26 protein-coding genes are annotated in these 25,213 nt (G+C 61.3%); 10 read left to right on the top strand and 16 right to left on the bottom strand.

Annotation, left to right across the window (positions count from 1 at the left end):
* Positions 1–48: 48 nt before the first annotated feature.
* Genes ccoP through ccoN form a run of 4 tightly spaced genes read right to left on the bottom strand, consistent with a single transcriptional unit; the run spans position 49 to position 3,195 of the window.
* Positions 49–948, bottom strand: coding sequence for a cytochrome-c oxidase, cbb3-type subunit III (gene ccoP / locus JL474_RS02185; RefSeq protein ID WP_123633522.1), 900 nt, complete (start codon positions 946–948; stop codon positions 49–51).
* Positions 945–1,133, bottom strand: coding sequence for a cbb3-type cytochrome oxidase subunit 3 (locus tag JL474_RS02190; RefSeq protein WP_203140760.1), 189 nt, complete (start codon positions 1,131–1,133; stop codon positions 945–947). The genes ccoP and JL474_RS02190 overlap by 4 nt, the downstream gene beginning before the upstream one ends.
* 5 nt (positions 1,134–1,138) lie before the next feature.
* Positions 1,139–1,747: a cytochrome-c oxidase, cbb3-type subunit II gene (gene ccoO, locus JL474_RS02195; protein WP_123633520.1), complete on the bottom strand. Its 609-nt coding sequence runs from the start codon at positions 1,745–1,747 to the stop codon at positions 1,139–1,141.
* A 17-nt stretch (positions 1,748–1,764) separates the two neighbouring features.
* Positions 1,765–3,195: a cytochrome-c oxidase, cbb3-type subunit I gene (gene ccoN, locus JL474_RS02200; protein WP_123633519.1), complete on the bottom strand. Its 1,431-nt coding sequence runs from the start codon at positions 3,193–3,195 to the stop codon at positions 1,765–1,767.
* A gap of 317 nt (positions 3,196–3,512) precedes the next feature.
* Here ccoN and JL474_RS02205 point away from each other — a divergent pair, with 317 nt between their 5' ends.
* The gene (locus JL474_RS02205) at positions 3,513–4,154 is read left to right on the top strand and encodes an alpha/beta fold hydrolase (protein ID WP_203140761.1); all 642 of its coding nucleotides are present in this window, start codon (positions 3,513–3,515) and stop codon (positions 4,152–4,154) included.
* 5 nt (positions 4,155–4,159) lie between these two features.
* Complete coding sequence (gene rlmM, locus JL474_RS02210; RefSeq protein ID WP_203140762.1) at positions 4,160–5,224, top strand: 23S rRNA (cytidine(2498)-2'-O)-methyltransferase RlmM; 1,065 nt, start codon at positions 4,160–4,162, stop codon at positions 5,222–5,224.
* Between the two features lie 16 nt (positions 5,225–5,240).
* Here the strand turns inward: rlmM and JL474_RS02215 are convergent, their stop codons facing one another.
* The gene (locus JL474_RS02215; RefSeq protein ID WP_123633564.1) at positions 5,241–5,525 is read right to left on the bottom strand and encodes an antibiotic biosynthesis monooxygenase family protein; all 285 of its coding nucleotides are present in this window, start codon (positions 5,523–5,525) and stop codon (positions 5,241–5,243) included.
* A gap of 96 nt (positions 5,526–5,621) precedes the next feature.
* Between JL474_RS02215 and tusA the strand changes: the two genes are divergently transcribed.
* Positions 5,622–5,852, top strand: coding sequence for a sulfurtransferase TusA (tusA, locus tag JL474_RS02220; protein ID WP_190294817.1), 231 nt, complete (start codon positions 5,622–5,624; stop codon positions 5,850–5,852).
* Here the strand turns inward: tusA and JL474_RS02225 are convergent, their stop codons facing one another.
* Positions 5,853–6,713, bottom strand: a complete 861-nt coding sequence (locus JL474_RS02225) for a DMT family transporter (RefSeq protein ID WP_123633515.1) — start codon at positions 6,711–6,713, stop codon at positions 5,853–5,855. It lies immediately after the preceding gene.
* Positions 6,710–8,623, bottom strand: coding sequence for a protein-disulfide reductase DsbD (gene dsbD, locus JL474_RS02230; RefSeq protein WP_407944033.1), 1,914 nt, complete (start codon positions 8,621–8,623; stop codon positions 6,710–6,712). Before dsbD ends, JL474_RS02225 begins: the two co-directional genes overlap by 4 nt.
* Positions 8,624–8,822: 199 nt before the next feature.
* Between dsbD and JL474_RS02235 the strand changes: the two genes are divergently transcribed.
* From JL474_RS02235 to pdxB, 3 genes are read left to right on the top strand one after another with little or no spacing between them, the layout of a single operon-like run.
* Entirely contained in the window at positions 8,823–9,350 is a 528-nt protein-coding gene (locus tag JL474_RS02235; protein WP_317848696.1) for an elongation factor P hydroxylase, read from the top strand.
* A 55-nt stretch (positions 9,351–9,405) separates the two neighbouring features.
* A complete protein-coding gene (locus JL474_RS02240) occupies positions 9,406–10,686 on the top strand; it encodes a DEAD/DEAH box helicase (RefSeq protein ID WP_203140763.1) in 1,281 nt (426 codons plus the stop codon).
* Positions 10,687–10,700: 14 nt separating this feature from the next.
* Positions 10,701–11,849, top strand: coding sequence for a 4-phosphoerythronate dehydrogenase PdxB (gene pdxB / locus JL474_RS02245; RefSeq protein ID WP_203140764.1), 1,149 nt, complete (start codon positions 10,701–10,703; stop codon positions 11,847–11,849).
* Between the two features lie 49 nt (positions 11,850–11,898).
* Here pdxB and JL474_RS02250 read toward each other — a convergent pair whose 3' ends face one another.
* The 4 genes from JL474_RS02250 to JL474_RS02265 all read right to left on the bottom strand — a co-directional run bounded on the left by JL474_RS02250 (position 11,899) and on the right by JL474_RS02265 (position 15,235).
* Entirely contained in the window at positions 11,899–12,075 is a 177-nt protein-coding gene (locus tag JL474_RS02250; RefSeq protein ID WP_203140765.1) for a PA1571 family protein, read from the bottom strand.
* A gap of 300 nt (positions 12,076–12,375) precedes the next feature.
* Positions 12,376–13,257 (bottom strand): protease HtpX, encoded by an 882-nt coding sequence (htpX, locus tag JL474_RS02255; RefSeq protein WP_203140766.1) that lies wholly within the window; start codon positions 13,255–13,257, stop codon positions 12,376–12,378.
* 273 nt (positions 13,258–13,530) lie between these two features.
* The gene (locus JL474_RS02260; RefSeq protein WP_203140767.1) at positions 13,531–13,995 is read right to left on the bottom strand and encodes a hypothetical protein; all 465 of its coding nucleotides are present in this window, start codon (positions 13,993–13,995) and stop codon (positions 13,531–13,533) included.
* A 25-nt stretch (positions 13,996–14,020) separates the two neighbouring features.
* Positions 14,021–15,235 carry a pyridoxal phosphate-dependent aminotransferase gene (locus tag JL474_RS02265; protein WP_123633509.1) on the bottom strand — a complete coding sequence of 405 codons (1,215 nt, stop codon included), beginning with the start codon at positions 15,233–15,235 and terminating at the stop codon, positions 14,021–14,023.
* A gap of 312 nt (positions 15,236–15,547) precedes the next feature.
* Between JL474_RS02265 and JL474_RS02270 the strand changes: the two genes are divergently transcribed.
* From JL474_RS02270 to JL474_RS02280, 3 genes are all read left to right on the top strand, one after another.
* Positions 15,548–16,216, top strand: coding sequence for a DNA-3-methyladenine glycosylase I (locus tag JL474_RS02270; RefSeq protein WP_203140768.1), 669 nt, complete (start codon positions 15,548–15,550; stop codon positions 16,214–16,216).
* A 115-nt stretch (positions 16,217–16,331) separates the two neighbouring features.
* Positions 16,332–16,817 carry a glutathione peroxidase gene (locus tag JL474_RS02275; protein WP_123633507.1) on the top strand — a complete coding sequence of 162 codons (486 nt, stop codon included), beginning with the start codon at positions 16,332–16,334 and terminating at the stop codon, positions 16,815–16,817.
* Complete coding sequence (locus JL474_RS02280) at positions 16,817–17,284, top strand: MarR family winged helix-turn-helix transcriptional regulator (RefSeq protein ID WP_203140769.1); 468 nt, start codon at positions 16,817–16,819, stop codon at positions 17,282–17,284. The genes JL474_RS02275 and JL474_RS02280 overlap by 1 nt, the downstream gene beginning before the upstream one ends.
* On the opposite strand, the gene JL474_RS02285 is transcribed toward JL474_RS02280, so the two are convergent.
* Positions 17,272–19,596, bottom strand: coding sequence for a hybrid sensor histidine kinase/response regulator (locus JL474_RS02285; protein ID WP_328797761.1), 2,325 nt, complete (start codon positions 19,594–19,596; stop codon positions 17,272–17,274). The two genes, JL474_RS02280 and JL474_RS02285, sit on opposite strands and share 13 nt — an antisense overlap.
* 35 nt (positions 19,597–19,631) lie before the next feature.
* Positions 19,632–20,411 carry a hypothetical protein gene (locus JL474_RS02290; protein WP_203140770.1) on the bottom strand — a complete coding sequence of 260 codons (780 nt, stop codon included), beginning with the start codon at positions 20,409–20,411 and terminating at the stop codon, positions 19,632–19,634.
* 217 nt (positions 20,412–20,628) lie between these two features.
* Between JL474_RS02290 and JL474_RS02295 the strand changes: the two genes are divergently transcribed.
* Positions 20,629–21,639 (top strand): LysR family transcriptional regulator, encoded by a 1,011-nt coding sequence (locus tag JL474_RS02295; protein ID WP_203140771.1) that lies wholly within the window; start codon positions 20,629–20,631, stop codon positions 21,637–21,639.
* Here the strand turns inward: JL474_RS02295 and JL474_RS02300 are convergent.
* From JL474_RS02300 to purB, 3 genes are read right to left on the bottom strand one after another with little or no spacing between them, the layout of a single operon-like run.
* Positions 21,628–22,593: a GNAT family N-acetyltransferase gene (locus tag JL474_RS02300; protein ID WP_203140772.1), complete on the bottom strand. Its 966-nt coding sequence runs from the start codon at positions 22,591–22,593 to the stop codon at positions 21,628–21,630. The two genes, JL474_RS02295 and JL474_RS02300, sit on opposite strands and share 12 nt — an antisense overlap.
* Positions 22,584–23,741 (bottom strand): ribosomal protein uL16 3-hydroxylase, encoded by a 1,158-nt coding sequence (locus JL474_RS02305; RefSeq protein ID WP_203140773.1) that lies wholly within the window; start codon positions 23,739–23,741, stop codon positions 22,584–22,586. The genes JL474_RS02300 and JL474_RS02305 overlap by 10 nt, the downstream gene beginning before the upstream one ends.
* Positions 23,741–25,108, bottom strand: a complete 1,368-nt coding sequence (purB, locus tag JL474_RS02310) for an adenylosuccinate lyase (RefSeq protein WP_123633501.1) — start codon at positions 25,106–25,108, stop codon at positions 23,741–23,743. The genes JL474_RS02305 and purB overlap by 1 nt, the downstream gene beginning before the upstream one ends.
* Positions 25,109–25,213: the final 105 nt, after the last annotated feature.

Consider the following 25,213-nt stretch of genomic DNA (forward strand, 5'->3'; position numbering starts at 1 on the left):
GCCTGGACCGGATTCCGGCCCAGGGTTCAGCAAATTGCCTGCGGGGCATCATTCGCCCCGGTGCGACAGGCCATAGACATAGGCCGCAAGAATGTGGATCTGGTCGTCGCTCAGCCGGCCTTCCTGAGGAGGCATCCGGTTCTGGCGACCGTAGGTGACGGTTTCCTTGATCCAGTCGTAAGTGCTGCCGTAGAGCCAGTCGTCGTCGGTCAGGTTGGGGGCGCCCACCATCGGATTCCCCTTGGCATCCTGGCCGTGGCACCCGGCGCAGGCCTGCGCGAAGACCTGCTTGCCTTCCTTGGCCAGGGCCGGGTCACGCTCGCGGCCGCTGAAGCTGAGCACATAGTTGACCACGGCTTCCACCTGATCGTTGCTCATGTTGGGCATCAGACCCTTGGCCGGCATCTGGTTCACGCGGCCCTGGTGGATGGTTTCGACGATCCGGTCCGGATCGCCACCCCAGATCCAGGCGTCGTCCGTCAGGTTGGGGAAGCCCACGGCACCCCGCGCTGCCGAACCGTGGCATACCGCGCAATTGTTGGAAAACAGGCGTTGCCCCATCTTGCGGGCATCGTCGTTCCTGGCCAGCTCGGGGATCGGGACGTCACCGTACCTGGCGTAGAGTTCGCCATAGCGGGCCTCAGCCTGTTGCACCTCTTCCTGCCATTGCTTTTCCTGAGTCCAGCCCAGCAGACCTTCGAAATTGCCGAGGCCCGGGTACAACGCCAGGTAAATGAGAGAGAACACGCAGGTGGCGGTGAACAGGTGGAACCACCATTTCGGCAGCGGGTTGTCGTATTCCTCGATGCCGTCGAACGAATGCCCGGTGGTGCGGTCGGTCTCCTTGTCGGTTGGCTGACTCTTGCGGGTCGCCCACAACAGCCACCAGCAGCCGATAACCGTGGCGAGCACGATCACGCTGATCCATAGGCTCCAGAAGGTGCTCATTCTTTATTCTCCGTCCGCTTTTCCCTTTCCCGCGTGCGCTGGTCGATGTCGTCGTCCGCAAAGGGGAGATTGGCCGCTTCATCGTTGGATTTCCTGCGGTGTGCGCTGTAAGCCCACCAGACGATCCCGATAAAGGCGACCAGGACCAGCAGCGTGTGTATGCCGCGCAGATCGTTGATATCCATCGCCATCACCGTTTGGTTGAGATCACCGTGCCCAGCTGCTGGAGATAGGCCACCAGCGCCTCGATTTCATACTTGCCGCGAATCTGGTCCGGCGCTGCCGCAATGTCCTCGTCGCTGTAGGGAACACCGAACGTCTGGAACGCCTTGAGCTTGGCCGTGATGCCATCCGGATCCAGCTTGCGCTCAAACAGCCAGGGGAAGGCGGGCATATTGGATTCCGGCACTACATCCCGGGGGTTGTTCAGGTGGACCCGGTGCCAGGCGTCGGAATAGCGGCCGCCGACGCGTGCCAGATCCGGGCCGGTGCGTTTCGAACCCCACAGGAACGGGTGCTCGTAGACAAACTCGCCAGCCACCGAGTAATGGCCGTAGCGCTCGGTTTCGGCCCGGAATGGGCGGATCATCTGGGTGTGGCAGACGTGGCACCCTTCGCGGATGTAGATGTCGCGGCCTTCCATTTCCAGCGGCGTTAGCGGCTCCAGTCCGGCCACCGGCTCGTTGACTTCCTTGAGGAAGAACAGCGGCACGATTTCCACCAGGAAGCCCCCACTGATCACCAGGACGATCAGCAGCCCCATCAGGCCGATGTTCTTCTCGACAACTTCGTGCTTCATCGTGATCCCTCTCTCCCTCAGGCGGCCTGGACGGCGCTGTTGTCGAGTGCGACGGCATCCTTCTGCCGGATCGTCATGCGCACGTTATAGGCCATGACCAGCATGCCGATCAGGAAGATGCCCCCTCCGATCAGGCGAATCAGGTAACCGGGTTTGGAGTTTTCAAGGCCTTCCACAAAACTGTAGGTGAGGGTGCCGTCGGCATTGACCGCGCGCCACATCAGACCCTGCATGATGCCGTTGACCCACATGGCCACGATGTAGAGCACTGTGCCGATGGTTGCCAGCCAGAAATGCAGGTTGATCAGGCCCACACTGTACATCTGAGTCATGCCCCACAGCCGCGGGATCAGGTGGTAGACCGCGCCGATACTGATCATGGCCACCCAGCCCAGGGCGCCGGAGTGCACGTGACCGATGGTCCAGTCGGTATCGTGGGACAGGGCGTTGACTGTCTTGATGGCCATCATCGGGCCTTCAAACGTGGACATGCCGTAGAACGACAGGGACACCACCAGGAAGCGCAGGATCGGATCGGTGCGCAGTTTGTGCCAGGCACCCGACAGGGTCATCATCCCGTTGATCATGCCGCCCCAGCTCGGGGCCAGCAGGATCAGGGACATGATCATGCCCGCGGTCTGGGCCCAGTCCGGCAGGGCGCTGTAATGCAGGTGATGGCCGCCGGCCCAGACGTAGGTGGCGATCAGGGCCCAGAAGTGAACGATGGACAGGCGATAGGAATACACCGGCCGCTCCGCCTGCTTGGGCACGAAGTAGTACATCATCCCCAGGAAACCGGCTGTCAGGAAAAAGCCCACCGCATTGTGGCCCCACCACCACTGCATCATGGCATCGGTGACGCCGCTGTAAATGGAATAGGATTTGAACGCACTGACCGGCAGCTCCAGATTATTGCCGATATGCAGTACCGCGACCGTGATAATGAACGCACCATAGAACCAGTTGGCCACGTAGATGTGCTTGGTCTGGCGTTTGGTGATCGTGCCGAAAAACACCATCGCGTACGCTACCCAGACCACGGCAATCAGGATATCGATGGGCCACTCCAGTTCCGCGTATTCCTTGGTGGTGGTCAGGCCCATGGGCAGCGTAATGCAGGCGGCGACCAGGATGGCCTGCCAGCCCCAGAACGTGAATGCAGCCAGACCGTCAGAGAATAGCCGGGCCTGGCAGGTCCGCTGGACCACATAGTAGGACGTTGCAAACAGCGCGCAGCCGCCGAAACCGAAAATCACCAGGTTGGTATGGAGCGGGCGCAATCTGCCGAAGTGGGTCCACGGCAGATCGAAGTTCATAAAGGGAAAGCGCAGCTGAGAGGCAATGAGCACGCCCATCCCCATGCCGATGATGCCCCAAACCACCGTCATGATGGCGAATTGGCGCACGACCTTATAGTTATACGTCAGGTTAGGCGTCGCTGTACTCATAGTGTCCCTACCAGAGGATGTCGAGTAATAAAATTAGGCGATGCAAGTATGGTCAATGGATGGTGGCTTTTCAATGACCTGGATCAAGCCAAAAGGCGGGCATGAGTAGGCACTTGGGAGGATGGGGTCGATCGTCGCAAGGTCATCCTTCCGTACGGCTTCTAGTAGTACCCTGATTGTCAGTCGACCACGGGCGACGGGCTGGTCATGGGGGGGGCGATGATTCAGCTGACTGGGGTTTGCTCACGGCGACTGCTACTATGCGCGCCAGCACTGGCCCGGTCGGGCCGCATCCCATTAACGGCAGGACATCGACAATGGCGGAAGTGATGATTGATGGCGAGGGTGCCCGAACCCTGCTGCTGGCCCATGGTGCCGGCGCCCCGATGGATTCGCCCTTTATGGATCAGCTGGCCATGGCGCTGGCGGAGCAGGGAATCCGGGTTGTCCGCTTTGAATTCGGTTACATGCAGAAGCGTCGGGAAGACGGCAAGAAACGTCCGCCGCCCAAAGCCGACAAGCTGGAAGACGAGTTCAGTGCCATGATCGACCGCTATGCAAGCGAGTCCGGACCGTTCTATATCGGCGGCAAATCCATGGGCGGGCGGATTGCGAGTGTCCTGGCCAGCCGGGCAGACGACCGCATTGCCGGCTGCGCCTGCTTTGGCTATCCGTTTCACCCGCCAGGCAAGCCCGATCGCTGGCGTACGGACCACTTCACCGACTTTACCGTACCGGTGCTGATCAACCAGGGTACCCGGGATCCTTTCGGCCGCCAGGACGAAGTTCAGGCGCATCTGGCGGGTGATGTGCCGGTTACGCTGCACTGGCTGGACGACGGCGAACACGACTTCCGGCCGCGAAAGTCCACCGGAACCACGCAAGCTGAGCTGATTGAACAGGCCGCCCGGCAGACCGTCACGTGGATGGACGGCCCGGCGACGTCGAAGGAGATCTGAGTACGATGGCGCAAGTACTGCTGTTTTGCCGCCCCGGTTTTGAAACGGAAGCCGGCCGCGAACTGACCGACCTGGCGGCCGAACACGGGCGTTATGGCTATTTCCAGCCGGAAGCCAACGCCGGCCAGGTGTTGTTTGTGGTGGCGGATGGTGGTGACGCACGGTCGCTGATGCAGCAGGTGGGCATGGCCTCGCTGGTGTTTACCCGAGACTGGTTCGAGGTCATTGATGATCGGCCATTGCCGTCTTCGGATCGCGTGGGAGCGGTCCTCGAGGCGCTGCGTGAACAGCCGCACATGCCGCCGTCGGCCCGCGTGGAAATTCGCGTACCGGAAGATGTCGAGCGCGACCTGGGCGCGTTCAGTCGCAAATGGGCCTCGCCGCTGTCCCGGGCATTACGGGAGACGGGATTCCTGGTGGAGGATGAGGCCAACCCCAGAAGGCTGGAAATTTTCCTGCCATCGTTTGACCGGATGATGATTGGCGTCAGCCATGCTGATAACCGGGCGGTTTATCTCAGTGGCATCCCGCGGCTGCGGCTGCCGGCCTCGGCGCCAAGCCGTTCGGCGTTGAAGCTGGAGGAAGCCTGGAAAGTCTTCATCCCGCCGTCGCAATGGCTGGACTACCTGGGTGGCGGCAAGAAAGCGGTGGATCTGGGCGCGGCGCCCGGAGGGTGGACCTGGCAACTGGTGCGCCAGGGTATGCTGGTGACTGCGGTGGACAACGGCCCGATGGACGATGCCCTGATGGCCAGCGGCCACGTCGAACACGTCCGCGCAGACGGCTATTTGTGGCGGCCGCAGCGAGCGGTGGACTGGATGGTGTGCGACATCGTCGACAAGCCGCGCCGGACTACGGAATTGGTGGTGGATTGGCTGGGGCACCGTCTGTGCAAGTACAGCGTCTTTAACCTGAAGTTGCCGATGAAGAAACGCTACGACGAATGGCTGGTGTGTCGCGAGCGGTTGCTGGAGAAGCTGGACGCGACGGGCGTAGACGTCCGGCTGAAGGCCCGGCATCTGTATCACGACCGGGAAGAAATCACCTGCTTTGTGGAGCGGTTCAGCTGAAGCGGCGTATGGGCGGTCAGCACTGCTGCAGAATGGTGACTTTCTCTTCCTGATCCATCATCAGGTTCAGCTCGTTCATCATTTCCTTGCGCTGGTCCGAGTGGTACCAGTTGTCCCAGTCGGTGATGGAGCGCCAGTTGCACAGCGTCATGCGGTGGTGGATGTCGTTGGCGTCCACCAGCGTCTCGCCGGAAATGAACCCCGGTACGCTCACGGCATGCTGCAACAGCAGCCGGGACTCCCTCTCATAGGCACTTTCCAGCGTGGTGGCGATATGCCGCTCGATCAGCACCCGGATCATCATAGCCTCCGCAACGCGTTGTTCTTATAATTCAATCTAGCACTGAACCGATAAGAGCGCCTCTGACCGGCGCTGGGAGAAGCTGTTGTGGTGGATATGGCCTATGACCTCGAACTCGACGCCACGGGACTGATGTGCCCCGAGCCGGTGATGATGCTGCACAACCGGATGGCGGAAGTGCCCATCGACGGTATCCTGCGGGTGGTCGCGACGGATCCGTCAACCACCCGGGACGTGCCGCGTTTCTGTCAGTTCCTCAATCACACGCTGGTGAAGGAACATCACACCGAGACGGAATTCGTGTACTACATTCGACGCGGCGAATGATTAACCGATGGGCCGGCGTTGGCGCAGGTTGAACAGCCCTGCGCCGACAATCAGCACGCACCCCAAAAGCTGTGATTCAGTAACCGGCTCCAGAAAGAAAACCCACCCCAGTAGTGCCGCAAACAGGACCGACGAATAGGTGAACTGACCGATCTGGCCTGCCGGCGCGATGCGGTAGGCCGTGGTAATCAGCATCTGGGCGAGCGTGGCGCACAATGCCAGTGCCGCCATCCAGAGCCAGATGGCGGTGCTGGGCGGCTGCCAGACAGCCACGGCCGCCGGCGCCGTTACCAGCGACCCGAAAAAGGCAAAATAGAACACGATACGGCCGCTGGGTTCCGCCACGCCCATGCGCCGGATGGTGACTTTGGCCGTGGCGCCGAGCAGGGCGCCGGTCAGGCCCGCAGCGACAAAGAGGTAATCCTGCAGGCGAGCGGCGGCCGGATCGAGGATGACCAGCACGCCGGCAAAGCCGATGGCGATGGTCAGCCAGATCGTGCGCGAGGTGCTTTCCCGCAGCCAGAGCAGGGCAATGACCGGGATGAAAAACGGCGCCGTCAGTTTCAGCAGCACGGCTTCGGTCAGGGCCAGTTTCTGCAGGCTGAAGAAGTAGCAGTACATGGCGCTGACGCCGATCACCGCGCGCATGAAATGAAAGCGAAGGTGGCGCGTCCGTAACCCGCCGATCCCCTCCCGATAGAGCATGACCGGCGTAATCACCGCCAGACCCAGGACGTTGCGCAGGAAAACCAGTTCCGCGTTGGGCAGTTCCGGTGCCAGGTGTTTGATGATGGCGCCCATGATGGCGAGCAGCATCTCGCCGGCCATGACGCAGGCGGCGCCCCGTTGCAGGGCGGTCACAGCTGGGCTCGACCCTTGCGGGTTTTCTCCAGGTGGGCCAGGAACTCGGTACGGTCCATCTCGCCCATGACGCGGGCGTCCGTCATTTCCTCACCGCTGGCGTCGAAAAACAGGATGGCCGGCGGGCCGAACAGGTTCAGTTCGTCGAGCAGGGCCTGCTGTTCCGGCGTATTGTCGGTGACGTCGATTTGCAGCAGGGTCATCGGCGCCATAGCGGCCTGGACCTGTGGGTCACTGAACACGTTACGCTCCATCACCTTGCAGCTGATGCACCAGTCGGCATAGAAATCGAGCATGACCGGCTTGCCCGCCTGAGCCGCGGAGGCCAGGGCGGCCTTGAGGTCCCGGGTGGAGCGGGTACGTTGGAAGGGCGAATCGGACGCGCCAGCGTGGGAAGCGTTGGCGACAGCCACCGGCTCGCTGGCGGTAAAGGGCGCAAGCGGGCGTAGTGGGTCACTGGCGCCGGCCAGGCCGCCGCCAAGCAGGACAATCGCATAGGCGAACAGGACCAGCCCCAGTCCTTTCCAGGTGCGTTGCCAGCCCGCCTCGGCCCGCTCGAACGCGCCCAGTTGAACGCCGGTCACGGCCGCCAGCAGGCCCCACAGGATCAATGTGATCCAGCCTGGCAAAAGGCGTTCCATGAGCCAGATGGCCACCGCCAAAAGGAGTACGCCATAGAAGGCCTTTACCGTGTTCATCCAGGCTCCGGTGCTCGGCAGCAGCTTACGCCCGCCGACCGCCACGATGATCAGCGGAATGCCCATGCCCAGGCCCAGAGCCAGTAGCGCCAGACCGCCCAGGACGGCGTCCTGAGTGGTGCTGATATAGAGCAGACTGCCCGCCAGCGGCGCAGAAACGCAGGGTGACACAATCAGTGCGGACAGGGCGCCAATACCGAACACCGAGATCAGGTGGCCGCCGCTGAGTCGGCTGGAGGTGGCCGTGAGCCGGTCGGTCAGCGCCTGCGGGAGGCGCAGCTCGAAGAGCCCGAACATGGACAGGGCGAACAGCGTGAACAGAGTGGCGAACGTGATCAGGACGACCGGCGATTGCAGCTGGGCCTGCAGGTTAAAACTGGCGCCGAGCAGCCCGGTCAGCACGCCGGCTGCGGCGTAGGTCAGCGCCATACCCAGGACATAGCTGATGGCGAGCGCCAGGGCTTGCGGTGTCCGGCTCTGACTGTTGGCGACCAGCGCCGAGATAATGGGGATCATGGGCAGTACACAGGGCGTGAACGTCAGCCCCAGTCCCAGCAACAGGAAAAGGCCGGTAATCGTCAGCAGGGATTGCTGTTGCAACAGCGCGGCGATGCCGGCGGCGGTCTCGGTATTTGCCGCGGGGGGTGCCGGGGGGCGGTCTGCCGTATTGACGGTTGCGGTCGCACCGGCGCCGGCCGATGCCATGAACAGGACGTCGCGAGTCTGCGGTGGATAGCACAGGCCTGCATCGGCGCAGCCCTGATAGGTGACCTTGAGGGTGGTTTCGTCCAGGCCGTCGGGCAGCGTCACCGGTACGGTGGCATTCACCGGATCGGTAAAGACCGTTACCTTGCCGAAATAGGGATCGTCCTTGGTATGGCCGCCCTGGGAAAATTGCGGAGTGCCCACCTGAACGTCCGCATCGGTGGCAACGATCTTGATCCGGTCGCGATAGAGGTAATGTTCGGGGGCAATGTTCCAGGTCAGTTCGACGCCGTTGTCGGTCAGCCCCGAGCTGAACGGCAGCGCTTCGTCCACTGGCAGGAACTCGCCAAGGGCCTGGCCGCTTCCGCTCGCGGCCGATTCGATATTGAAGGCAAGCGCGTGGCCGGCATATCCCGCGAGCCCCAGGCAGAAGGCGAGCGTCAGCCCCAGGCGACGCAGGGCACCGGCGATGGACGGGGATGAACGATGGCCGAATAGGTACGACAAAGAGGGATCCTTCGCAGTCGGAATGCCGCCGGGTAAGGCGGCTGATCGGGCTCTTACGGAACGCTTTCTTGGAGCGGGATGTTACCAGAAAGTTCGGCAGCCCGCGTCCATTGTGCCCGGAGCGTCCGGGATGCTGGTATTAAGTGGACGAAACACGCACAATAGCGCACGCATGAAACACCATCCAGATGACCTGATAATGCTGTTCAACGATCTCTTCCGGGAGCGGTGGCGGACCATCCTCGTACGTGGAGACGACGAACCGGAGTATATCCCGGCCAGTGATGAAGCAGGTTGCCACCGTGTCGTTTTTGCCCACGGCTATTTCGCCAGCGCCCTGCACGAGATCAGTCACTGGTGTATCGCCGGTGAGCGGCGCCGTCAGCTTTATGATTATGGCTACTGGTATTGTCCGGACGGCCGCACCGGGGAACAGCAGGCCGCATTCGAGTCGGTGGAAATCAAACCCCAGGCATTGGAATGGCTTTTTTCCGAAGCGACCGGCGCACCGTTCAACATCAGCGTCGACAACCTGTCCGGTGGTGGCGCCAGCGATGAGGCGGCGTTTCGCGATAACGTGGCCCGCCAGGCCCGTCGTTATCTGGAAGCGGACAGCCTGCCGCCCCGCGGCCGGCTGTTCCTGGATGCGCTGCTGACTTTCTATAACCGGCAAGCGGTTTTTGGAACGCACCTTTTTACGTCGGACCGGAAGCGGTCGGCGGTATAATGCATTTTCGGTCCGGCGTGAATCGTCTGGCCATCCGATAGTTCGGGAGGACCCGTTGAATACACCTGAAGTACCCGTCGATGAACGAAGCACCCGCTTTACCGATTTCGAGCTGGACAAGACCCTGCAAAAGGCGATCGCCGGTATCGGTTTCGAATTCTGTACGCCGATCCAGGCGGAAACCCTGCCGCTGACGCTGGCCGGCCACGACCTGATCGGCCAGGCCCAGACCGGGACCGGTAAAACCGCCGCGTTCCTGATCACGGCCATCCAGCGGTTGTTGCAGTCGCCGATCCCGTTTGAGGAGCGTTACGCCTCCGAACCCCGGATTCTGGCGCTGGCGCCGACCCGGGAGTTGGCCCTTCAGATCGCCAAGGACGCCGAAGAGCTCTGCGCCCACACCGGCCACAATGTGGTCACCGTGCTCGGTGGCATGAACTACGACAAGCAGCGGGATCAGCTGCGCAACGACGTGGTCGATATCCTGGTGGCGACGCCCGGACGTCTGATCGATTTCCTGGGTTCCCAGGACGTGTTCCTCGATCAACTGGACATGCTGATCATCGACGAAGCCGACCGCATGCTGGACATGGGCTTCATCCCGGACGTGAAGCGGATCATCCGCAAATGCACGCCCAAGGAAGAACGTCAGACGCTGCTGTTCAGTGCCACCTTCAACCAGGATGTGCTGAACCTCGCGTCCATGTGGACCCAGTCCGCCGAGTTCGTGGAAATCGAGCCGGAGCAGAAAACGGCCGAGCGGGTTGAGCAGACGGTCTACATGGTAGGGGAAGACGACAAGCTCAAGGTTCTGGCCAATTACCTGCAGCGACCGGAAGTCAGCAAGGCGATTATCTTTGCCAACCGCCGGGATCAGTGCCGCGATCTCGAATCCGATCTGCGACACCAGGGCATCAGCACGGCGCTGCTCTCCGGTGAGATCGCCCAGAACAAGCGCCTGCGGACCCTCGACAAGTTCAAGGAAGGCTCGATCAAGGCGCTGGTGGCCACGGATGTGGCTGGCCGGGGTATTCACGTCAGCGGCGTCACCCACGTGTTCAACTTCAACCTGCCGGAAAACGCGGAGGATTACGTTCACCGTATCGGCCGTACCGGGCGTGCCGGCGAACACGGCGTTTCGGTCAGCTTCGCCAGTGAGGACGACGCCTTCTCGCTGCCGGCCATAGAAAGCTATATTGGTCAAAAACTGGAATGCGTGATCCCGGAAGAGAGCCTGATGGCTGCGTTATCCCAGCCGGTGCAGCCGCGCCGCCGTCGTAGTGGCGGTGGCGGTGGTGGGCGGCGTCCCCAGGGACGCCGTCAGCGTCGGGCCTGAAGTTAGGAAAAGTCATGCTGATCGTCGCCGATGAGAACATCCCCCTTCTGGACCGGTTCTTCGAGGACATCGGGTCCATTCGCCGGGTGTCCGGCCGGGACATGGGACCGAAGGACGTCGCCGATGCCGACATCCTGCTGGTTCGCTCCGTCACCCGGGTGGATCGCAAGCTGCTGGAAGGCAGTCGGGTCAAGTTCGTCGGCACGGCCACCATCGGAACCGATCACGTGGATGTCGACTGGCTGGCGGAGCAGGGCATTACCTTTGCCAGCGCACCCGGCTGCAATGCGGCCAGCGTGGCCGAGTACGTGCTCAGCGTCCTGTCGGTGTATGCCGAGGAGATCGGGGAGGACGACTGGTCCAACCTGTCTGTGGGTCTGATTGGGGCTGGCAATGTCGGCCGGGCCCTGGCCCGCCGCCTGACCCGGCTGGGCTTTACCGTGAAAATCAGCGACCCGCCACGCCAGGCTGCCGAGGGCGATGAAGGCTTTAGCGATCTGGCTGAGGTGCTGGCCTGTGATGTCGTCACACTGCACACGCCATTGACCCATGATGGCGATCATCCGACGCATCATTTGCTGAACGCGGAACGACTGCGGGCATTGACCGGTCGACAATTACTGATCAACACCAGCCGGGGCGGTGTTGTGGACGCCCAGGCGTTGTTGTCACGGCTTCAGGCCGAGGACGCGCCCCAGGTGGTTCTGGATGTGTGGGAAGGCGAGCCGGACGTCAATCCGGATCTGGCCCGGGCGGTTTGGCTGATGACGCCCCACATTGCCGGATACAGTCTGGAAGGCAAGGTGGGGGGGACCGAGATAATCTATCGTTCCCTGTGCCATTTCCTGGGGCTGCCGGCTCGCAAGCAGGCGGGGCAGTTTATGGCGGATCCGGCGCTAAGCAAGCTGTCGTTTACGTCGTCGGCCACGGCTCTGGAAGCGGCCTATCTGGCCGTTCGTGCGTGCTATGACGTCCGTCGTGATGCGGCTCGCTATCGTCGGGTGCTGAGGCTGCCGGAAGCGGAGCGCGCTGCGGCGTTCGATGCCATGCGTCGGGACTACCCGGTAAGGCGGGAATTCTCGAGTACGAAGATACAGCTGAAGGGTGGCGCGAAAGAACTCCAGCAAGTGTTCAAAGCGCTGGAGTTCAAGCTCAAGGTTTAATCTGTGCGTTCGTCACCCCTGGTGCTGTCCGGGGAGCGACCGGGCCGCCTTAGCCGGCGGCTTTTTTCATTTCGCGGGCGTTCTGTTCCGCCGATTCATTGTCGTGAGCCAGTTTTTCCAGTGAATCCCGCACCATGGTGTCGGTGATGGGGATTTCCCGGCCATCGGAAAGAATGATGGCTGCGCCATTCATCCAGCTTTCTGCGGTCGGTTGCTGCTCTGTCACGATTCCGGCCTCTCTCTTTGGCTTTGGTTAGGCGATTATGGACGTCTGCTGTTCCCCTTTGGGAGTCGTGCGTCAGTCCCGGGCGATTCCTTGCCCTCTGGCTTGCGTGTCGATTTCAGGCTACCGATCGATTATGTCGCGAAGATGACAGTCGATGCGTGAACCTGTTCCCGAGATGCCGTGCCCATTACCTGCACTCTTCACTCAGTGTGACAGCGATCCGGCCGGACGGCCATAGTACGAAGGTGGGGCATGGGGGCATCCGCAGATGCCCCGCATGTCTCGCTGGCTCCGTGGCGATCAGGAGCCGAGCTTTTGCAGCGCCGCGATCCGTTCTTCCAGTGGGGGGTGGGTCATGAACAGGGCCGCCAGGCCGCCCCGGGCGCCGCGATTGATGCCAAACGCCTGGAGGGAATCCGGCATTTGATCCGGCATCTCGCTTTCCCGGCGCAGATGGTTGAGGGCGCTGATCATGGCGCCGGTGCCGGCCAGTTGGGCGCCGGCAATATCCGCCCGGAATTCGCGGCGGCGGGAGAACCAGAACACGATGGTGCTCGCCAGGATACCGAGGATCACTTCGGCGATCATGCTGACCACAAAGAAGCCGATGCCGTGGCCGTTTTCATTGCGCAGAACCACCCGGTCAACGATGGACCCGATGACTCGCGCGGCAAAAATCACAAAGGTGTTCACCACGCCCTGGATCAGCGCCAGGGTCACCATGTCGCCATTCGCAACGTGGCCGATTTCATGACCCAGCACCGCGCGAATCTGATCCTTGTCGAAGCGTTGCAGCAACCCCTGACTGACCGCGACCAGCGCGTCGTTCTTGTTCCAGCCCGTCGCGAAGGCGTTGGATTGCTGCGCCGGGAAAATCGCCACATCCGGCATCTTGATGCCGGCCTGTTGGGCCAGTTCGGCCACCGTGTCCACCAGCCAGCGTTCCGCCGGGGTGCGGGGCTGCTCGATGATCTGGGCCCGAGTACTCCACAGCGCCATGCGCTTGGAGATCAGCAATGAAATGATGGAGCCGGCGAAGCCGAAGACCGCGGCAAAAATCAGCAGGTTGCCGTAGGCGATGCCATTCTGCGCCAGGTACGAGTCCACGCCGAGCAGCTTCAGCGTAATGCTGGCAACAAAGATCACGGCCAGGTTGGTGGCCAGGAACAAGAGGATTCTCATCGTTCTCCATTCTCCAGTGTTGAGGAGCTCATCAGAGGCTCCTTACCCCCAATCAATAGCCCGGGCTGTCCCGGGTGTTGTGGGGCGAGGGATTCCGGAGAGCACCGCCGGTGCGGTTGTCTCCACAAGCCCCCGGTTTGGAGTATATCGGGTCAGGCTGACGGGCCTTCAATAGAATGACAGAGAATTAACCTCCATTCGGTCAGACCCAAATTTTCCCGTTTGACCGGCTGGCGCGTAAATAGTTTTCTCGAGGATGCGAAAAGCGAAGCATCAGCCTGCAGAAAACAACACCGTCTGGATGGTATCGGCAATCAGCGAAGAATTGCCGTTCTTGAGGGCCACCCGGATCAGGTGGATGTTGGTCGCCAGGTCGGCCTGAACGGCAGGCGGCAGGCCGTCGGTATCTTCCGGGTAGGTGCCCGACAGGGAGTCGGGCAGGCGGTCGGTTCGGACTGCCGCGTTCAGTCGTGTGAACGTGGGTTGGGTCAGCACGACCTGGTCGACGGCATCCTGGTGAATGGTGTCGTCATAGCGGATGTGGCCCTCGTCGGCCAGCCAGAGCATGGTGGAGAAGCAGGCGCGATGACGGCGACTGTGCAGGCCGAATTCATCGGGTGAATCCGGCCCGGCGATGTCTTCCACGTAAAGACTGACCTTACGCGGGAAGGCGTTGTACAGCTGCACCAGGATGATGGCCGTGTCCCGATAGAACTCCTCGATGTGAATGTCTGCCATGACCGCCGTTCGCTTTGCCGGTGAATTACTGCTGATACGTCGCCAGGAAGTGTGCCAGACGTTTCATGGCGTCTTCCAGCGTATCCACTCGAGGCAGGAAAACGACCCGCAGGTGCTGTTTGTCGTCGATGTTGAACGCCGATCCCTGGACCAGCAGGATGCGTTCCTGCAGCAGCAGGTCGAGCACCAGTTTTTCGTCGTTATGGATCGGGTAACGCTTGGGGTCCAGGCGCGGGAACATGTAGAGCGCGCCCTGGGGCTTCACACAGCTGACACCTGGGATGTCGTTCAGCAGGGACCAGGCGGTCTCGCGCTGCTCGTAGAGCCGGCCACCCGGAGCCACCAGATCGTTGATGGACTGATACCCACCCAGCGCGGTCTGGATCGCCAGCTGCGCGGGCACGTTGGAACACAGGCGCATGGAGGCCAGCATCTCGATGCCCTCGATCAGGTCGATGGCCTTATGCTTGGCGCCGCTGATGATCATCCAGCCGGAACGGTAGCCGGCGGCACGGTAGTTCTTGGACAGGCCGTTGTAGGTGAAGAACAGCACGTCGTCGGCCAGGGAGGCGGTGGAAACATGAGTGGCGCCGTCGTAGAGGATCTTGTCGTAGATCTCGTCGGACAGCACGATCAGGTTGTGCTGGCGGGCCAGCTCCACAATCTGTTCCAGCAACTCCGGCGGATAGACGGCGCCGGTGGGATTGTTCGGGTTGATCACCACAATCGCCCGGGTCCGGGACGTGATCTTGCTCTTGATGTCGTCGATATCCGGGAACCAGTCCTGGGCTTCGTCGCAGTGGTAGTGCACCGGCTTGCCGCTGGACAGGGTGACGGCCGCGGTCCACAGCGGGTAATCGGGGGCCGGGACGAGCACTTCATCGCCGGTGTTGAGCAGCGCCTGCATGGACATGACAATCAGCTCACTGACACCGTTGCCCAAGTAGATGTCGTCGATGTCGACCTTGTCGATGCCACGTTGCTGGCAGTAGTGCATGACGGCCTTTCGGGCCGAGAAGAGACCTTTGGACTCCACATAGCCCTGGGCAGAATGCATGTTGTAGATGACGTCCTGCTGGATTTCTTCCGGCACGTCCAGTTCGAACGCCGCCGGGTTGCCGATATTCAGTTTGAGGACGCGGTGGCCTTCTTCTTCGAGGCGACGGGCTTCACGCAGAACCGGACCGCGGATTTCATAACACACGTTATCCAGCTTCGAGGACTTCTTGAGGTTCTGCATGTTGCTCGTTTCCTGATTATTCGTTGGCAAATGATGTTCCGGACCCTGACCGCCGCCACAGTTGGGCCCTGCAAACCGCCTGGTAAGTACCGGTTCGCCAAGAACCTTGTGCTGACCGTCTGGAGAGGGTGCCAGAGAAGCGAGGGGACGTCGCCCGGAAGTTCCTTATTCTAGCCAAACCGCCGGGACGGTAGAAAGGCCGGAACACTCCTGAATTGTGATGAATAGTGGCACAATGGCCCGGATTTTGATCGACACAGTATCGCATTGTCAGTCCGGTACAGTTCGAAACCCCATCGAAAGGAGTTCTGCATGCTGTCATTCCAGGTGATAGAGGATCGGGCCGCTGCCCGGGCCGGCGGCCCTGAAGCCCTTGCCGGGCGTCTGCCGGCGGTGCGTTCGAGTGACGAGCTGGCGGCACTGCCGGATGCCTACTACCTGTCCACGATGACCCGTCGGATTTTTCAGGCCGGCATGAAGCACAGCGTCATCAACGATCGCTGGCCGGCTTTCGAGACCTGGTTCTGGGGCTTCGAGCCGGAAAAACTGATGCTGTTGTCCGAAGAGCAGCTGGAGGCGGCGATGCAGAACCCGGACCTGATCCGTCACTGGGGCAAGCTGCGTACGATTCCCTTCAATGCCGGTGAGATGCAGCGGGTTAGCCAGTTGGAAGGCGGTTTTGGCCGGTTCCTGGCGGACTGGCCCGACGAAGACCTCTTTGGTCTGTGGGCCTGGCTGGGCAAGCGCTTCCAGCGGATGGGCGGGCATTCCGGCGCGCGCTTCCTGCGCCTGGTCGGTCGCGATACCTTCCTGTTGACCGATGACGTGATTGCCGCGCTGCAGGCTTCCGATGTTATCGACAGCAAGCCCACCCGCAAGGCGGACAAGCAGGCCGTCAACGACGCTTTCGTCGCCTGGCGCGCGCAATCCGGACGGCCGTTCGCCCACATCAGCCGGATGCTCTCAATGACCGTCGATTGACCTCTTGGGACCAGACAGGACGATCGGTTTGCGGTATTCTTGTTGTGCGCAATTTAATTGATGGCAATATAAATAACGACAAACCGGCTCAGCCGGCACCACAGGAGACGACGGAATGACAGCTGACAGTCTTTACGACATCGAAGTCCAGGACATCAAGGGCAACACCAAGTCCATGGCCGACTACCGCGGTCAGGTATTGCTGATCGTAAACACGGCGAGCAAGTGCGGCTTCACGCCACAGTTCGAAGGCTTGCAGACGCTGCACCAGGAACTGGGCGGCGAAGGTTTCGATGTGCTCGGTTTTCCCTGCAACCAGTTCATGAGCCAGGATCCGGGCGACAATAACGAGATCGAACAGTTCTGCAGCCTGAACTACGGTGTGGACTTCCCCATGTTCGCCAAGATTGAGGTCAACGGCGACAACACCCATCCGCTGTATCGCTTCCTCAAGCACCAGGCCAAGGGCCTGATGGGCTCGGAGAAGATCAAGTGGAACTTCACCAAGTTCCTGGTCAACCGGAACGGGGACGTGGTCAAGCGCTACCCTCCCACGGCCAAGCCGCAAGACATCCGCAAGGACATCGAAAAGCTGCTCTGATGACGGACTATCACGATCCCCTGGCGCTGGATAACCAGGTCTGCTTTGCGCTGTACGCCGCCAACCGCGCCGTCACCGGGCTCTATCGCCCGTTGTTGGAGGCATTGGGGCTGACCTACCCGCAGTACCTGGTGATGCTGGTTCTCTGGGAAGCGGATCCAGCCGGCGGCGGAAGGGGGGCGGACGGTGAGCCGGTCAGCGTGTCGTTCGTGGGCCGGCGTCTGAAGCTGGACTCCGGCACGTTGACGCCGCTGCTCAAGCGACTGGAAGCCCGCAATCTGGTGCTGCGCCGGCGCCATCCCGACGACGAGCGCGTGGTCACCCTGGCGTTGACGGAAGAAGGGCGGGCGCTGCGCAAGCAGGCTCTGGAGGTGCCGGGCGAACTGCTCTGTCGCAGTGGCCTGGATCTGGAGCAGGCGCAGGATCTCCGTCGCAGTTTGCAATCGCTGCTGGATCAGCTGCCCTGATTGACGGACTGGCCGGCCCAGCGCTCGATCACCTGGCGCAGTTCGTCCTTGTTATAAGGCTTGGTGACGTAGTCGTTCATGCCGGCGGCGAGGCAGTCGTCCTTGTCGCCCTGCATCACATTGGCGGTGACGGCGATGACCGGCAGGTCACGCCACTCCGGATGTTTGCGGATGCGCTCGGTGGCCGCATAGCCGTCCATGACCGGCATCTGACAGTCCATCAGCACGATGTCGTAATGCTGGTTGCTCAGCGCCGTCAGGGCGCGCTCGCCGTTCTCCGCCAGATCCACGCGATAACCCAGTTTGCGCAGCATACTGCTGGCCACGATCTGGTTGACGCGATTGTCTTCCACCAGAAGGATGCTGAGATCCGGGCTGGGGCGGGATTCCGCCGCGGCCTCGGCCTGAGGGCTGGTGGCGGTGTCGCCGATGGCCTCGAGCAGTGTCTGCTCCAACTGGTTCCGCCGAAGGGGCAGGGCGATGGCGCGCACTTTCTGGCCGGAGACCGTATGGATGGCCTGTTCCGGCTCGCCGATCAGCACCAGTGGGCAGTCCAGGGTGCGGTCGGCCAGCGAGCCGCGCGTCAGTGTCTTGCTGTCGCACAGGTAGGCCGCGGCCTGACCGTCTCCTTTTGCCCGGACAGGAATCTGCCAGGCCTGCAGTTGGCGTTCGAGGGGCAGGCGGTGCGGATTGTCGTGGGGAATATCGAGAATGACGCCCTGATCACGCAGGTGCGATCGGGTGAACGCGTCTTTACTGGCCGACGCCCGAACCGGCAGGGGCAGGATCACGGTGAAATGGGTGCCCTGGTTTTCACGGGATTCCACGGTAATGTGCCCGTGCATCCGTTCCACCAGCTGGCGACAGAGCGTCAGGCCCAGGCCGGTGCCGCCATAACGGCGGGTCGTGTCGGCCTTGCCCTGTGAAAAGGGAGAGAAAATCCGGCGCAGCGTTTCGTCGTTCATGCCAATGCCGGTATCGATCACGTCGATGCGAGTCTCGCCATTACGCGTGACGGCTCGGATGCGGACTTCGCCGGATTCCGTGAACTTGATGCCGTTGCCCAGCAGGTTATTGATGATCTGGCGAACCCGGGTGGGATCGCCCTGCAGCGTTTCGGGCAGGGCCGGGTCGATATCGATGACCAATTCCACATTCCGGCTGAGGGCTTGCTGGCTCAGCAGCGTGGCGCACTCCTCGATGACTTCCCGCAGGTTGAACTCGATGGCTTCGAGATTCAGTTTGCCCGCTTCCACTTTGGAAATATCGAGGATGTCGTTGAGCAGACCAAGCAGGCTCTGGCCGGCGTTATAGGCAATCTCCAGGCGATTGCGCTGGCTCGGCGACAGTTCGCTTTCCAGGGACAGGCTGAGCATGCCCAGCACCCCGTTGAGCGGGGTGCGGATCTCGTGACTCATGCTGGCCAGGAAGTTGGCCCGGCTGCGGGCCCGGTGCACGGCATCCTCCTTGGCCCGGATCAGGGCACGATTGCCCCGCTGCAGTGCTTCGTTCTTCTCCGAAATCTCCCGGGTGCGGTCCTCGACCTCCCGTTCCAGCTTGGAGGAATAGTGCTTCATCTTGCTTTCGGCCAGACGAACCTGGTCGAGGCTGCTGTCAATGGTGTCCAGATGCTGGTTAATGATGCCCACCATCTGGCCAATCTCATCGGACTCATGATTGCGGGGCACCGGCAGACGAATCTTTTCCGGTGCTCTGGGGTCCACTTCGTGCAGGGCCTGGATGACCCGCATCAGCGGTTTGGTCAGGATGAAGTAGAAGATGAACAGCAGGATAACGCTGAGAATCAGGCTCTTCAGGAACCCGCTTACCAGCGTGTAGGCTGCCCGGCTCAGGAACGCCGTGCCGTAATGGTAGGTGTCGATGCGCACTTCCAGTTGGCCCAGCGGGATTTCCTCCAGCTGGGGTACGCGCAGGTTCTCGCTGTATTCCCGATTGGGGCCGAACAGGAAGTCGCTCAGGAAGCGGTACGCGGAATCCGTCGAGGGCCGGGTCGACGCAGCCAGGATGCGACCATCGGGATCGACAATGCGGGCGTCCACGATGGCCGGATGGCGCAGCAGGCCGTCGAGCAGTTCCTTGGCCAGTCGGGTGTCGATGTTGTAGGCGATCTGTGAGGCGGGGCTGAAACTGATGTCCATTAACGCCCGGATTTCCTCGTCCATGCTTTCGCGGGCGCTGAAATAATCCAGGGTCACCTGCACCATGTTGAGGAGAATGCCCAGCGCCATGGCCAGCAGCACCGTATTACGGGTCAGCCGGAAGGACAGGCGTTTGGTGAACGGCGTACTCACAGTCTAAACAATCCCTGTTTCACTGGAACCAGACGCTAATCGTCGTAGTCTGCCTTTTTCTTCCATTCTTCCTCTTCGTGCAGGAAAGAATCCCATTCCTTATCGAGCCGGTGCTTTTCCTGATGCCGGGTCTCGCCACCTTCTTCAGCGTTGGCCATGGCTTCCAGTTCCTTGATGCGGGTGCGGAAGCTCTTGATGGCTTTGACGGCCATCGGGTTATCCTTGGCCTTGCCCAGTTCGGTGGAGGCCAGATGGTAGGCGTGAATCGCTTTACGGATCTGATTCTGCCGGATCATCTCACGGGCTTGTGAGACGTGGTAGTCAGCCTGGGTCTTGTGAATCAGGAAAAGCACCAGCTTCAGGTTTTTGCGGGCGATTTTCGAATCGATCCGATTCCGCTTCTGCATGCCTTCGACCAGCCGAAACAGGGACTGCAGCAGGTTCTTCACCTCGGCGGCGCGGGCGGGGGTGTCGATCCGTTGGGGCGATCGCTCGTCGGCGCCGTCTTCCATCTTTTGGCGGCGGGTTTTGACCTCGTCCGCCCACTGCTTCACCGGCAGGTCGGATTTCATGTCGGCCAGCGAACGACAGATTTCGTCAGCCCGCATCAACATGATCGATTTCAGATCCCGGGTCAGGTACTGCGGGGGTAAATCGTCCTGCAAACGTTGTGTCAGGCGAAAGGCGTCTTCCAGTGTCTTGGCGCGTCGTGCCCGCTCAATCCTGGCTTTTTCCCGGATCTGCACGAAGACAATAACGGCGATGGAAAGAAGAACGATAATCGCGAAGAAGATGACGATGGTGGTTGTATCCATGTTCAGACTGCCGTCTCTCTCATTGTTCTGGATGCGCTCCGGATAAGCCGTCTTGGAGTATAGCGCAATACGCACTTTCAATGGGTTAAGTTATGTGTGCGTAAAACCTGAGGGCTATTGGTCCATTCCATAAAATTTATTCGATAAATGGTTATCTTGTTTTGTATTTTTAGTATGAATGGTAGCCTTTGACCCACACTGACTGACGGACTATGGCATGGATATCTCACGCGTCGACCTCAACCTGCTGGTTTACCTGGACGTATTGCTGCGGGAAAAGAACGTCACCAAGGCTGCCAATCATCTCGGGATCACGCAGCCGGCCATGAGTAATGGCCTTCGCCGTCTGCGGGACCTGTTTGGTGACCCGCTGCTGGTGAGGACCAGCGAGGGCATGACCGCGACCGAGCGGGCCCTTGAGCTCAAGCCGTTGGTGCGCAACGTGCTGGCAGACATCGAGCGGGCGGTCCAGGCCAAATCCGAATTCGATGCGGCCCAGAGTAACCGGGTTTTCCGGATCATGGCCAGTGATTACGCCGAATCCTGCCTGATTCCCCGGGTGCTGCGTCGTATCCGTCAGGAGGCGCCCAACGTGACCCTGGATGTGCTCACGCCCAGTGACGTCAGCTTCCCGGATGTGGAGCAGGGGCGGCTGGATATGGCCATCAACCGTTTCGACAAGCTGCCCCAGTCGTTTCACCAGAAAACCCTATGGACCGAATACTTCGCCTGCCTGATGAGCGCTCAGAACCCGATCCTGCGGGAGCCGTTCACGCTGGATACCTATCTGGATGCCAGCCATATCTGGGTGAGCAAGACGGGGTTCGGTGTGGGCGTCGGGGTCAATCCGCAGGACGTGCAGCGCCTGGGCTGGGTCGACGAGGCGCTGTCCCTGATGGGGCGCAAGCGTCGTATCTCGGTGTTCACCCGGCACTACCAGGTGGCGATGTTGCTTGCCGAGCAGCATGACCTGATTGCCACGCTGCCCAGCCGGGCGGCCTGGCTGCAGCGGGAAAATGCCAATCTGGTGGTCAAGGTGCCGCCGTTCACCATTCCGCCGTTCGAGCTGAAAATGGCCTGGAGCCCGCTGCTCCAGCACAATCCGGATCACCAGTGGCTGCGCCGGCTGATTGCCGATGTGGCGGCCGAGGTGGATGTGGAGTTTGCCGACTTTGGCCGGTCATTCGAGGATCAGGTCGTCAAGCCGAATATGCAGTCAGAGCGGTAGCTCGCGCAGTTCCAGCGACGGGCGTGCCGTTTCCCACATGCGCTGGAAGGCCTCGGCCTGTAGCTTCACCCGGCCCGGATCGGCGAATCGGGCCCAGCCCTCGAGGCTGTCGAAGCGGTGCCGGTAGGCAATGCCTTCCCGGTCCGCGATCAGGAAGGCCTGCTCTTCGCTGGGGTAGTCCGGATTGACCAGCCGCAGCTCGATCTTGCTGGGCAGGCGTTTCATCAGCTGGATGAGCTGGTGTCGGCGCTGGACCAGGGGCTTGTCATCGTGGACCAGCAGGCGAATCTCGCAGATCCGGTGACGGCGGGCCATCTCCGAGAAGATGTCGCGCAGTCTTTCCCGGTCGTAGATCTCGTGATCCAGCAGTCGATCGTAGAGCCAGATGCGATGGCTGGCCTGGCCGGCAACCGTATCCATCAGGTTGAGGTGGTCCTGTTCGCTGTTGAAATGCCAGGTGGTGTCGTCCTTGCCGAGCAGGGTCGGGAAGACCGGTGCACTGTCATCGGCCAGAATCTGCGGTGTGGCCAGGCAGCGCATGTCGAGGTGGGGGATACCGGCGTCGTCATAGGGCGTGGAGCAAACGTGAAACCCGAGCTTCTCATAGAAGGGGACGGCGTACTCCTGGGCGCTCAGGTGCAACTGGTCGAACTGGCCCGACGCCTCCTGCATGACATGCCGCAGCATCTGCTCACCAAATCCCTGACCACGGTGCTCTTTGAGAATCGCCATGCGCCCGATTCGGCCCAGGTCCGTGACCGAGGGCACCAGCCGCGCGACGGCGACCGGGGTGTTGTCCGGCAGCACGCCGATGTAATGGTCCGAAATCTCGTCCGTGTCGTCCCATTCCAGTTCTGCGGGTACGCCCTGTTCGTCAATGAAGACGGTCTGGCGAATCTCCCGAATCGCCGAGGGCGCCAGTTGCCAGCTGTATTTTCGGATCTTCAGTTCCATTCGAGATAAAGACTGCCCTGGTTGATCAGTGTGGTGAGCAGGCCGCCCAGTGCCTCATCCCGGACCAGTTCCGCCATGCGCTCCGGATCGGGCTGATGGCCGGCGCAAAGCAGTGGTGCCATGATCCGGGCATCGCCGCTCAGCATATAGCGTTCGCCGTCGACGAAAAGGGCCGTCTGCTCGCCGAGTTCATGATAGGCAAAACGGGAGCCTTCGTTCCAGCGCAGCCATGCACCCTCGGCCAGGGCGCTGCGCAAGCTGTCGGCGTCCACCGGTTCTTCCGGCGGCACGACGATGTGCGTGTTCTTGGGGGCTGTGGTGTATTGGCCCAGCCAGAGCGCCAGGAGATCACGGCGCTCAAGCGCTGACGCAACGATGCGGCTGACGCCGTCCACAGCGGCCGGTGTGATTTCACCCGGATTGTCCTGGGGTTGCAGATCCGGATCACGCAGCAGTTGATCGGCACCGGGCTGGTTGCACAGGAAATCGCTGAAGCCGGTCAGGATGTCGTCGTAACTGGGGGCCCGGAACCCGATGGAGAGGGTGATGCAATCCCCCCGAGCGACACCGTGATGGCCTACGCCCGGTGGCAGGTAGAGCATGTCGCCGGGTTCCAGTACGACGGTCTCTTCACCGTTCCAGTCGCTCAGGATGCGCAGCGGCGTACCGTCGACCCGGGGGGAGGTTTCGTCACAGTGGCCGCCGAACTGCCACTCGCGGGCGCCTTCGGCCTGCAGCAGGAAGACGTCATATTGATCGTAATGGGGTCCCACGCTGCCGCCTTCCGGCGCGTAACTGGCCATGATGTCGTCCAGCCGCCAGTTGGGAACAAAGCGGAACCGGTCCAGCAGGGGCGCCAATTCCGGCACCCAGTGATCCAGCCCCTGGACCAGCAGGGTCCAGTGCGTAGCCGGCAGCGATTCGAAGCGCTCCGGCGCAAACGGGCCGTTTTCCAACTGCCAGGGCCGCCCGTTGTCGTTTTCGATCACGATGCGCGATTCAACGGCTTCTTCACAGGCCAGACCGGCCAGTTCATCCGCGGAAACGGGCGAGGCCAGGCCGGGAAAGGCCTGGCGAATCACCAGTGGCTTTTTCTGCCAGTAGTCGCGCAGGAAAACGTCGGCGTCGAGTCCACCGGGAATCTGCATCAGATGGCCTTGGCCTGGTCGGCTGCGTTGCCGATGTAGTTGGCCGGGGTCAGGGCCAGCAGTTCTTCCTTCGCCGCCTCAGGGATGTCGAGATTGCGCACGAACTCCTGGATCAGTTCCGGCGTCATAGCCTTGCCGCGGGTCAGCTCCTTGAGCTTTTCGTACGGCTTTTCGATGTTGTAGCGACGCATGACGGTCTGGATCGGTTCGGCCAGCACTTCCCAGGCGTTGTCAAGGTCAGTATCCAGGCGACCGGGATTCACTTCCAGTTTGCCCAAGCCTTTCAGTGTTGCTTCGTAGGCGATCAGGCTATGGGCGAAGCCGACGCCCAGGTTACGCAGCACGGTGGAATCGGTCAGGTCCCGCTGCCAGCGGGAAATCGGCAGTTTGGCGGAAAGGTGGCCGAACAGCGCGTTGGCGATGCCCAGGTTGCCCTCGGAATTTTCGAAATCGATCGGGTTGACCTTGTGCGGCATGGTGGAGGAGCCCACTTCGCCGGCCACGGTCTTCTGCTTGAAATAGCCCAGGGAAATGTAACCCCAGATGTCCCGGTCGAGATCGATCAGGATGGTGTTGAAACGGGCAATCGCATCATACAGCTCGGCAATGTAGTCGTGGGGCTCGATCTGGGTGGTGTACGGATTCCAGTTGAGGCCCAGGGAAGTCACGAACGATTCGGCGTTGGCCGCCCAGTCGATACTCGGGTAGGCGGACAGGTGTGCGTTGTAGTTGCCGACAGCACCGTTGATCTTGCCAAGGATTTCCACGGCCTGAACCTGTTTCAGCTGGCGACGCAGGCGGTAGACCACGTTCGCCAGTTCCTTGCCGACGGTGGACGGCGATGCGGTCTGACCGTGGGTGCGGGACAGCATCGGCTGGTCCGCGTGTTCACGGGACAACTCGGTCAGACGGTCGATCACTTTCTGCATGGCCGGAACCAGGCCCAGGTCCAGCCCTTCGCGCAGCATCAGACCGTGTGACAGGTTGTTGATGTCCTCGGAGGTGCAGGCAAAGTGCACGAATTCAGTAATGGCCTGGAGTTCCGGCGTGTCCGCGATTCTGTCCTTGATGAAGTACTCAACGGCTTTCACATCGTGGTTCGTGGTGCGCTCGATGGCCTTGATGCTCTCGGCATCGGCCAGGCTGAATTCGCTTACCAGTTTGTCCAGCACGGCGTTCGCGCTGTCGGACAGGGCCGGGACTTCGGTGATGTCCGGATGGGCTGCCAGTTGCTGCAGCCAGCGAATCTCCACGGTGACGCGGTTTCTGATCAGACCGTATTCGCTGAAAATCTCGCGAAAGACACGGACTTTTTCGCCATACCGGCCGTCAACCGGTGAAATAGCGGTCAGGGCAGTCAATTCCATCAGAAACCTCTCAACTCAATCAAATACGGTCAGCGGCGTGTGCCGGGCTGGTCAAATCGCCGCGTGGGAAAATGGCGCCTATGATACACCACCCGGCGCCGGGAA

The organism is Marinobacter mangrovi, from assembly GCF_016798325.1.
In the GTDB taxonomy this organism is placed as follows: domain Bacteria; phylum Pseudomonadota; class Gammaproteobacteria; order Pseudomonadales; family Oleiphilaceae; genus Marinobacter_A; species Marinobacter_A mangrovi.

What these genes read in the sequence shown, in the direction of transcription:
- JL474_RS02280 (WP_203140769.1), top strand. Translation starts at nt 16,817, where the DNA reads ATGACGGACTATCACGATCCCCTGGCGCTGGATAACCAGGTCTGCTTT.
- JL474_RS02270 (WP_203140768.1), top strand. Translation starts at nt 15,548, where the DNA reads ATGCTGTCATTCCAGGTGATAGAGGATCGGGCCGCTGCCCGGGCCGGC.
- JL474_RS02295 (WP_203140771.1), top strand. Translation starts at nt 20,629, where the DNA reads ATGGATATCTCACGCGTCGACCTCAACCTGCTGGTTTACCTGGACGTA.
- JL474_RS02205 (WP_203140761.1), top strand. Translation starts at nt 3,513, where the DNA reads ATGGCGGAAGTGATGATTGATGGCGAGGGTGCCCGAACCCTGCTGCTG.
- htpX (WP_203140766.1), bottom strand. Translation starts at nt 13,257, where the DNA reads ATGAGAATCCTCTTGTTCCTGGCCACCAACCTGGCCGTGATCTTTGTT.
- pdxB (WP_203140764.1), top strand. Translation starts at nt 10,701, where the DNA reads ATGCTGATCGTCGCCGATGAGAACATCCCCCTTCTGGACCGGTTCTTC.
- JL474_RS02260 (WP_203140767.1), bottom strand. Translation starts at nt 13,995, where the DNA reads ATGGCAGACATTCACATCGAGGAGTTCTATCGGGACACGGCCATCATC.
- tusA (WP_190294817.1), top strand. Translation starts at nt 5,622, where the DNA reads ATGGCCTATGACCTCGAACTCGACGCCACGGGACTGATGTGCCCCGAG.
- rlmM (WP_203140762.1), top strand. Translation starts at nt 4,160, where the DNA reads ATGGCGCAAGTACTGCTGTTTTGCCGCCCCGGTTTTGAAACGGAAGCC.
- JL474_RS02305 (WP_203140773.1), bottom strand. Translation starts at nt 23,741, where the DNA reads ATGCAGATTCCCGGTGGACTCGACGCCGACGTTTTCCTGCGCGACTAC.
- JL474_RS02235 (WP_317848696.1), top strand. Translation starts at nt 8,823, where the DNA reads ATGCTGTTCAACGATCTCTTCCGGGAGCGGTGGCGGACCATCCTCGTA.
- JL474_RS02190 (WP_203140760.1), bottom strand. Translation starts at nt 1,133, where the DNA reads ATGGATATCAACGATCTGCGCGGCATACACACGCTGCTGGTCCTGGTC.
- ccoP (WP_123633522.1), bottom strand. Translation starts at nt 948, where the DNA reads ATGAGCACCTTCTGGAGCCTATGGATCAGCGTGATCGTGCTCGCCACG.
- ccoO (WP_123633520.1), bottom strand. Translation starts at nt 1,747, where the DNA reads ATGAAGCACGAAGTTGTCGAGAAGAACATCGGCCTGATGGGGCTGCTG.
- JL474_RS02300 (WP_203140772.1), bottom strand. Translation starts at nt 22,593, where the DNA reads ATGGAACTGAAGATCCGAAAATACAGCTGGCAACTGGCGCCCTCGGCG.
- JL474_RS02275 (WP_123633507.1), top strand. Translation starts at nt 16,332, where the DNA reads ATGACAGCTGACAGTCTTTACGACATCGAAGTCCAGGACATCAAGGGC.
- JL474_RS02215 (WP_123633564.1), bottom strand. Translation starts at nt 5,525, where the DNA reads ATGATCCGGGTGCTGATCGAGCGGCATATCGCCACCACGCTGGAAAGT.
- JL474_RS02265 (WP_123633509.1), bottom strand. Translation starts at nt 15,235, where the DNA reads ATGCAGAACCTCAAGAAGTCCTCGAAGCTGGATAACGTGTGTTATGAA.
- ccoN (WP_123633519.1), bottom strand. Translation starts at nt 3,195, where the DNA reads ATGAGTACAGCGACGCCTAACCTGACGTATAACTATAAGGTCGTGCGC.
- JL474_RS02290 (WP_203140770.1), bottom strand. Translation starts at nt 20,411, where the DNA reads ATGGATACAACCACCATCGTCATCTTCTTCGCGATTATCGTTCTTCTT.
- purB (WP_123633501.1), bottom strand. Translation starts at nt 25,108, where the DNA reads ATGGAATTGACTGCCCTGACCGCTATTTCACCGGTTGACGGCCGGTAT.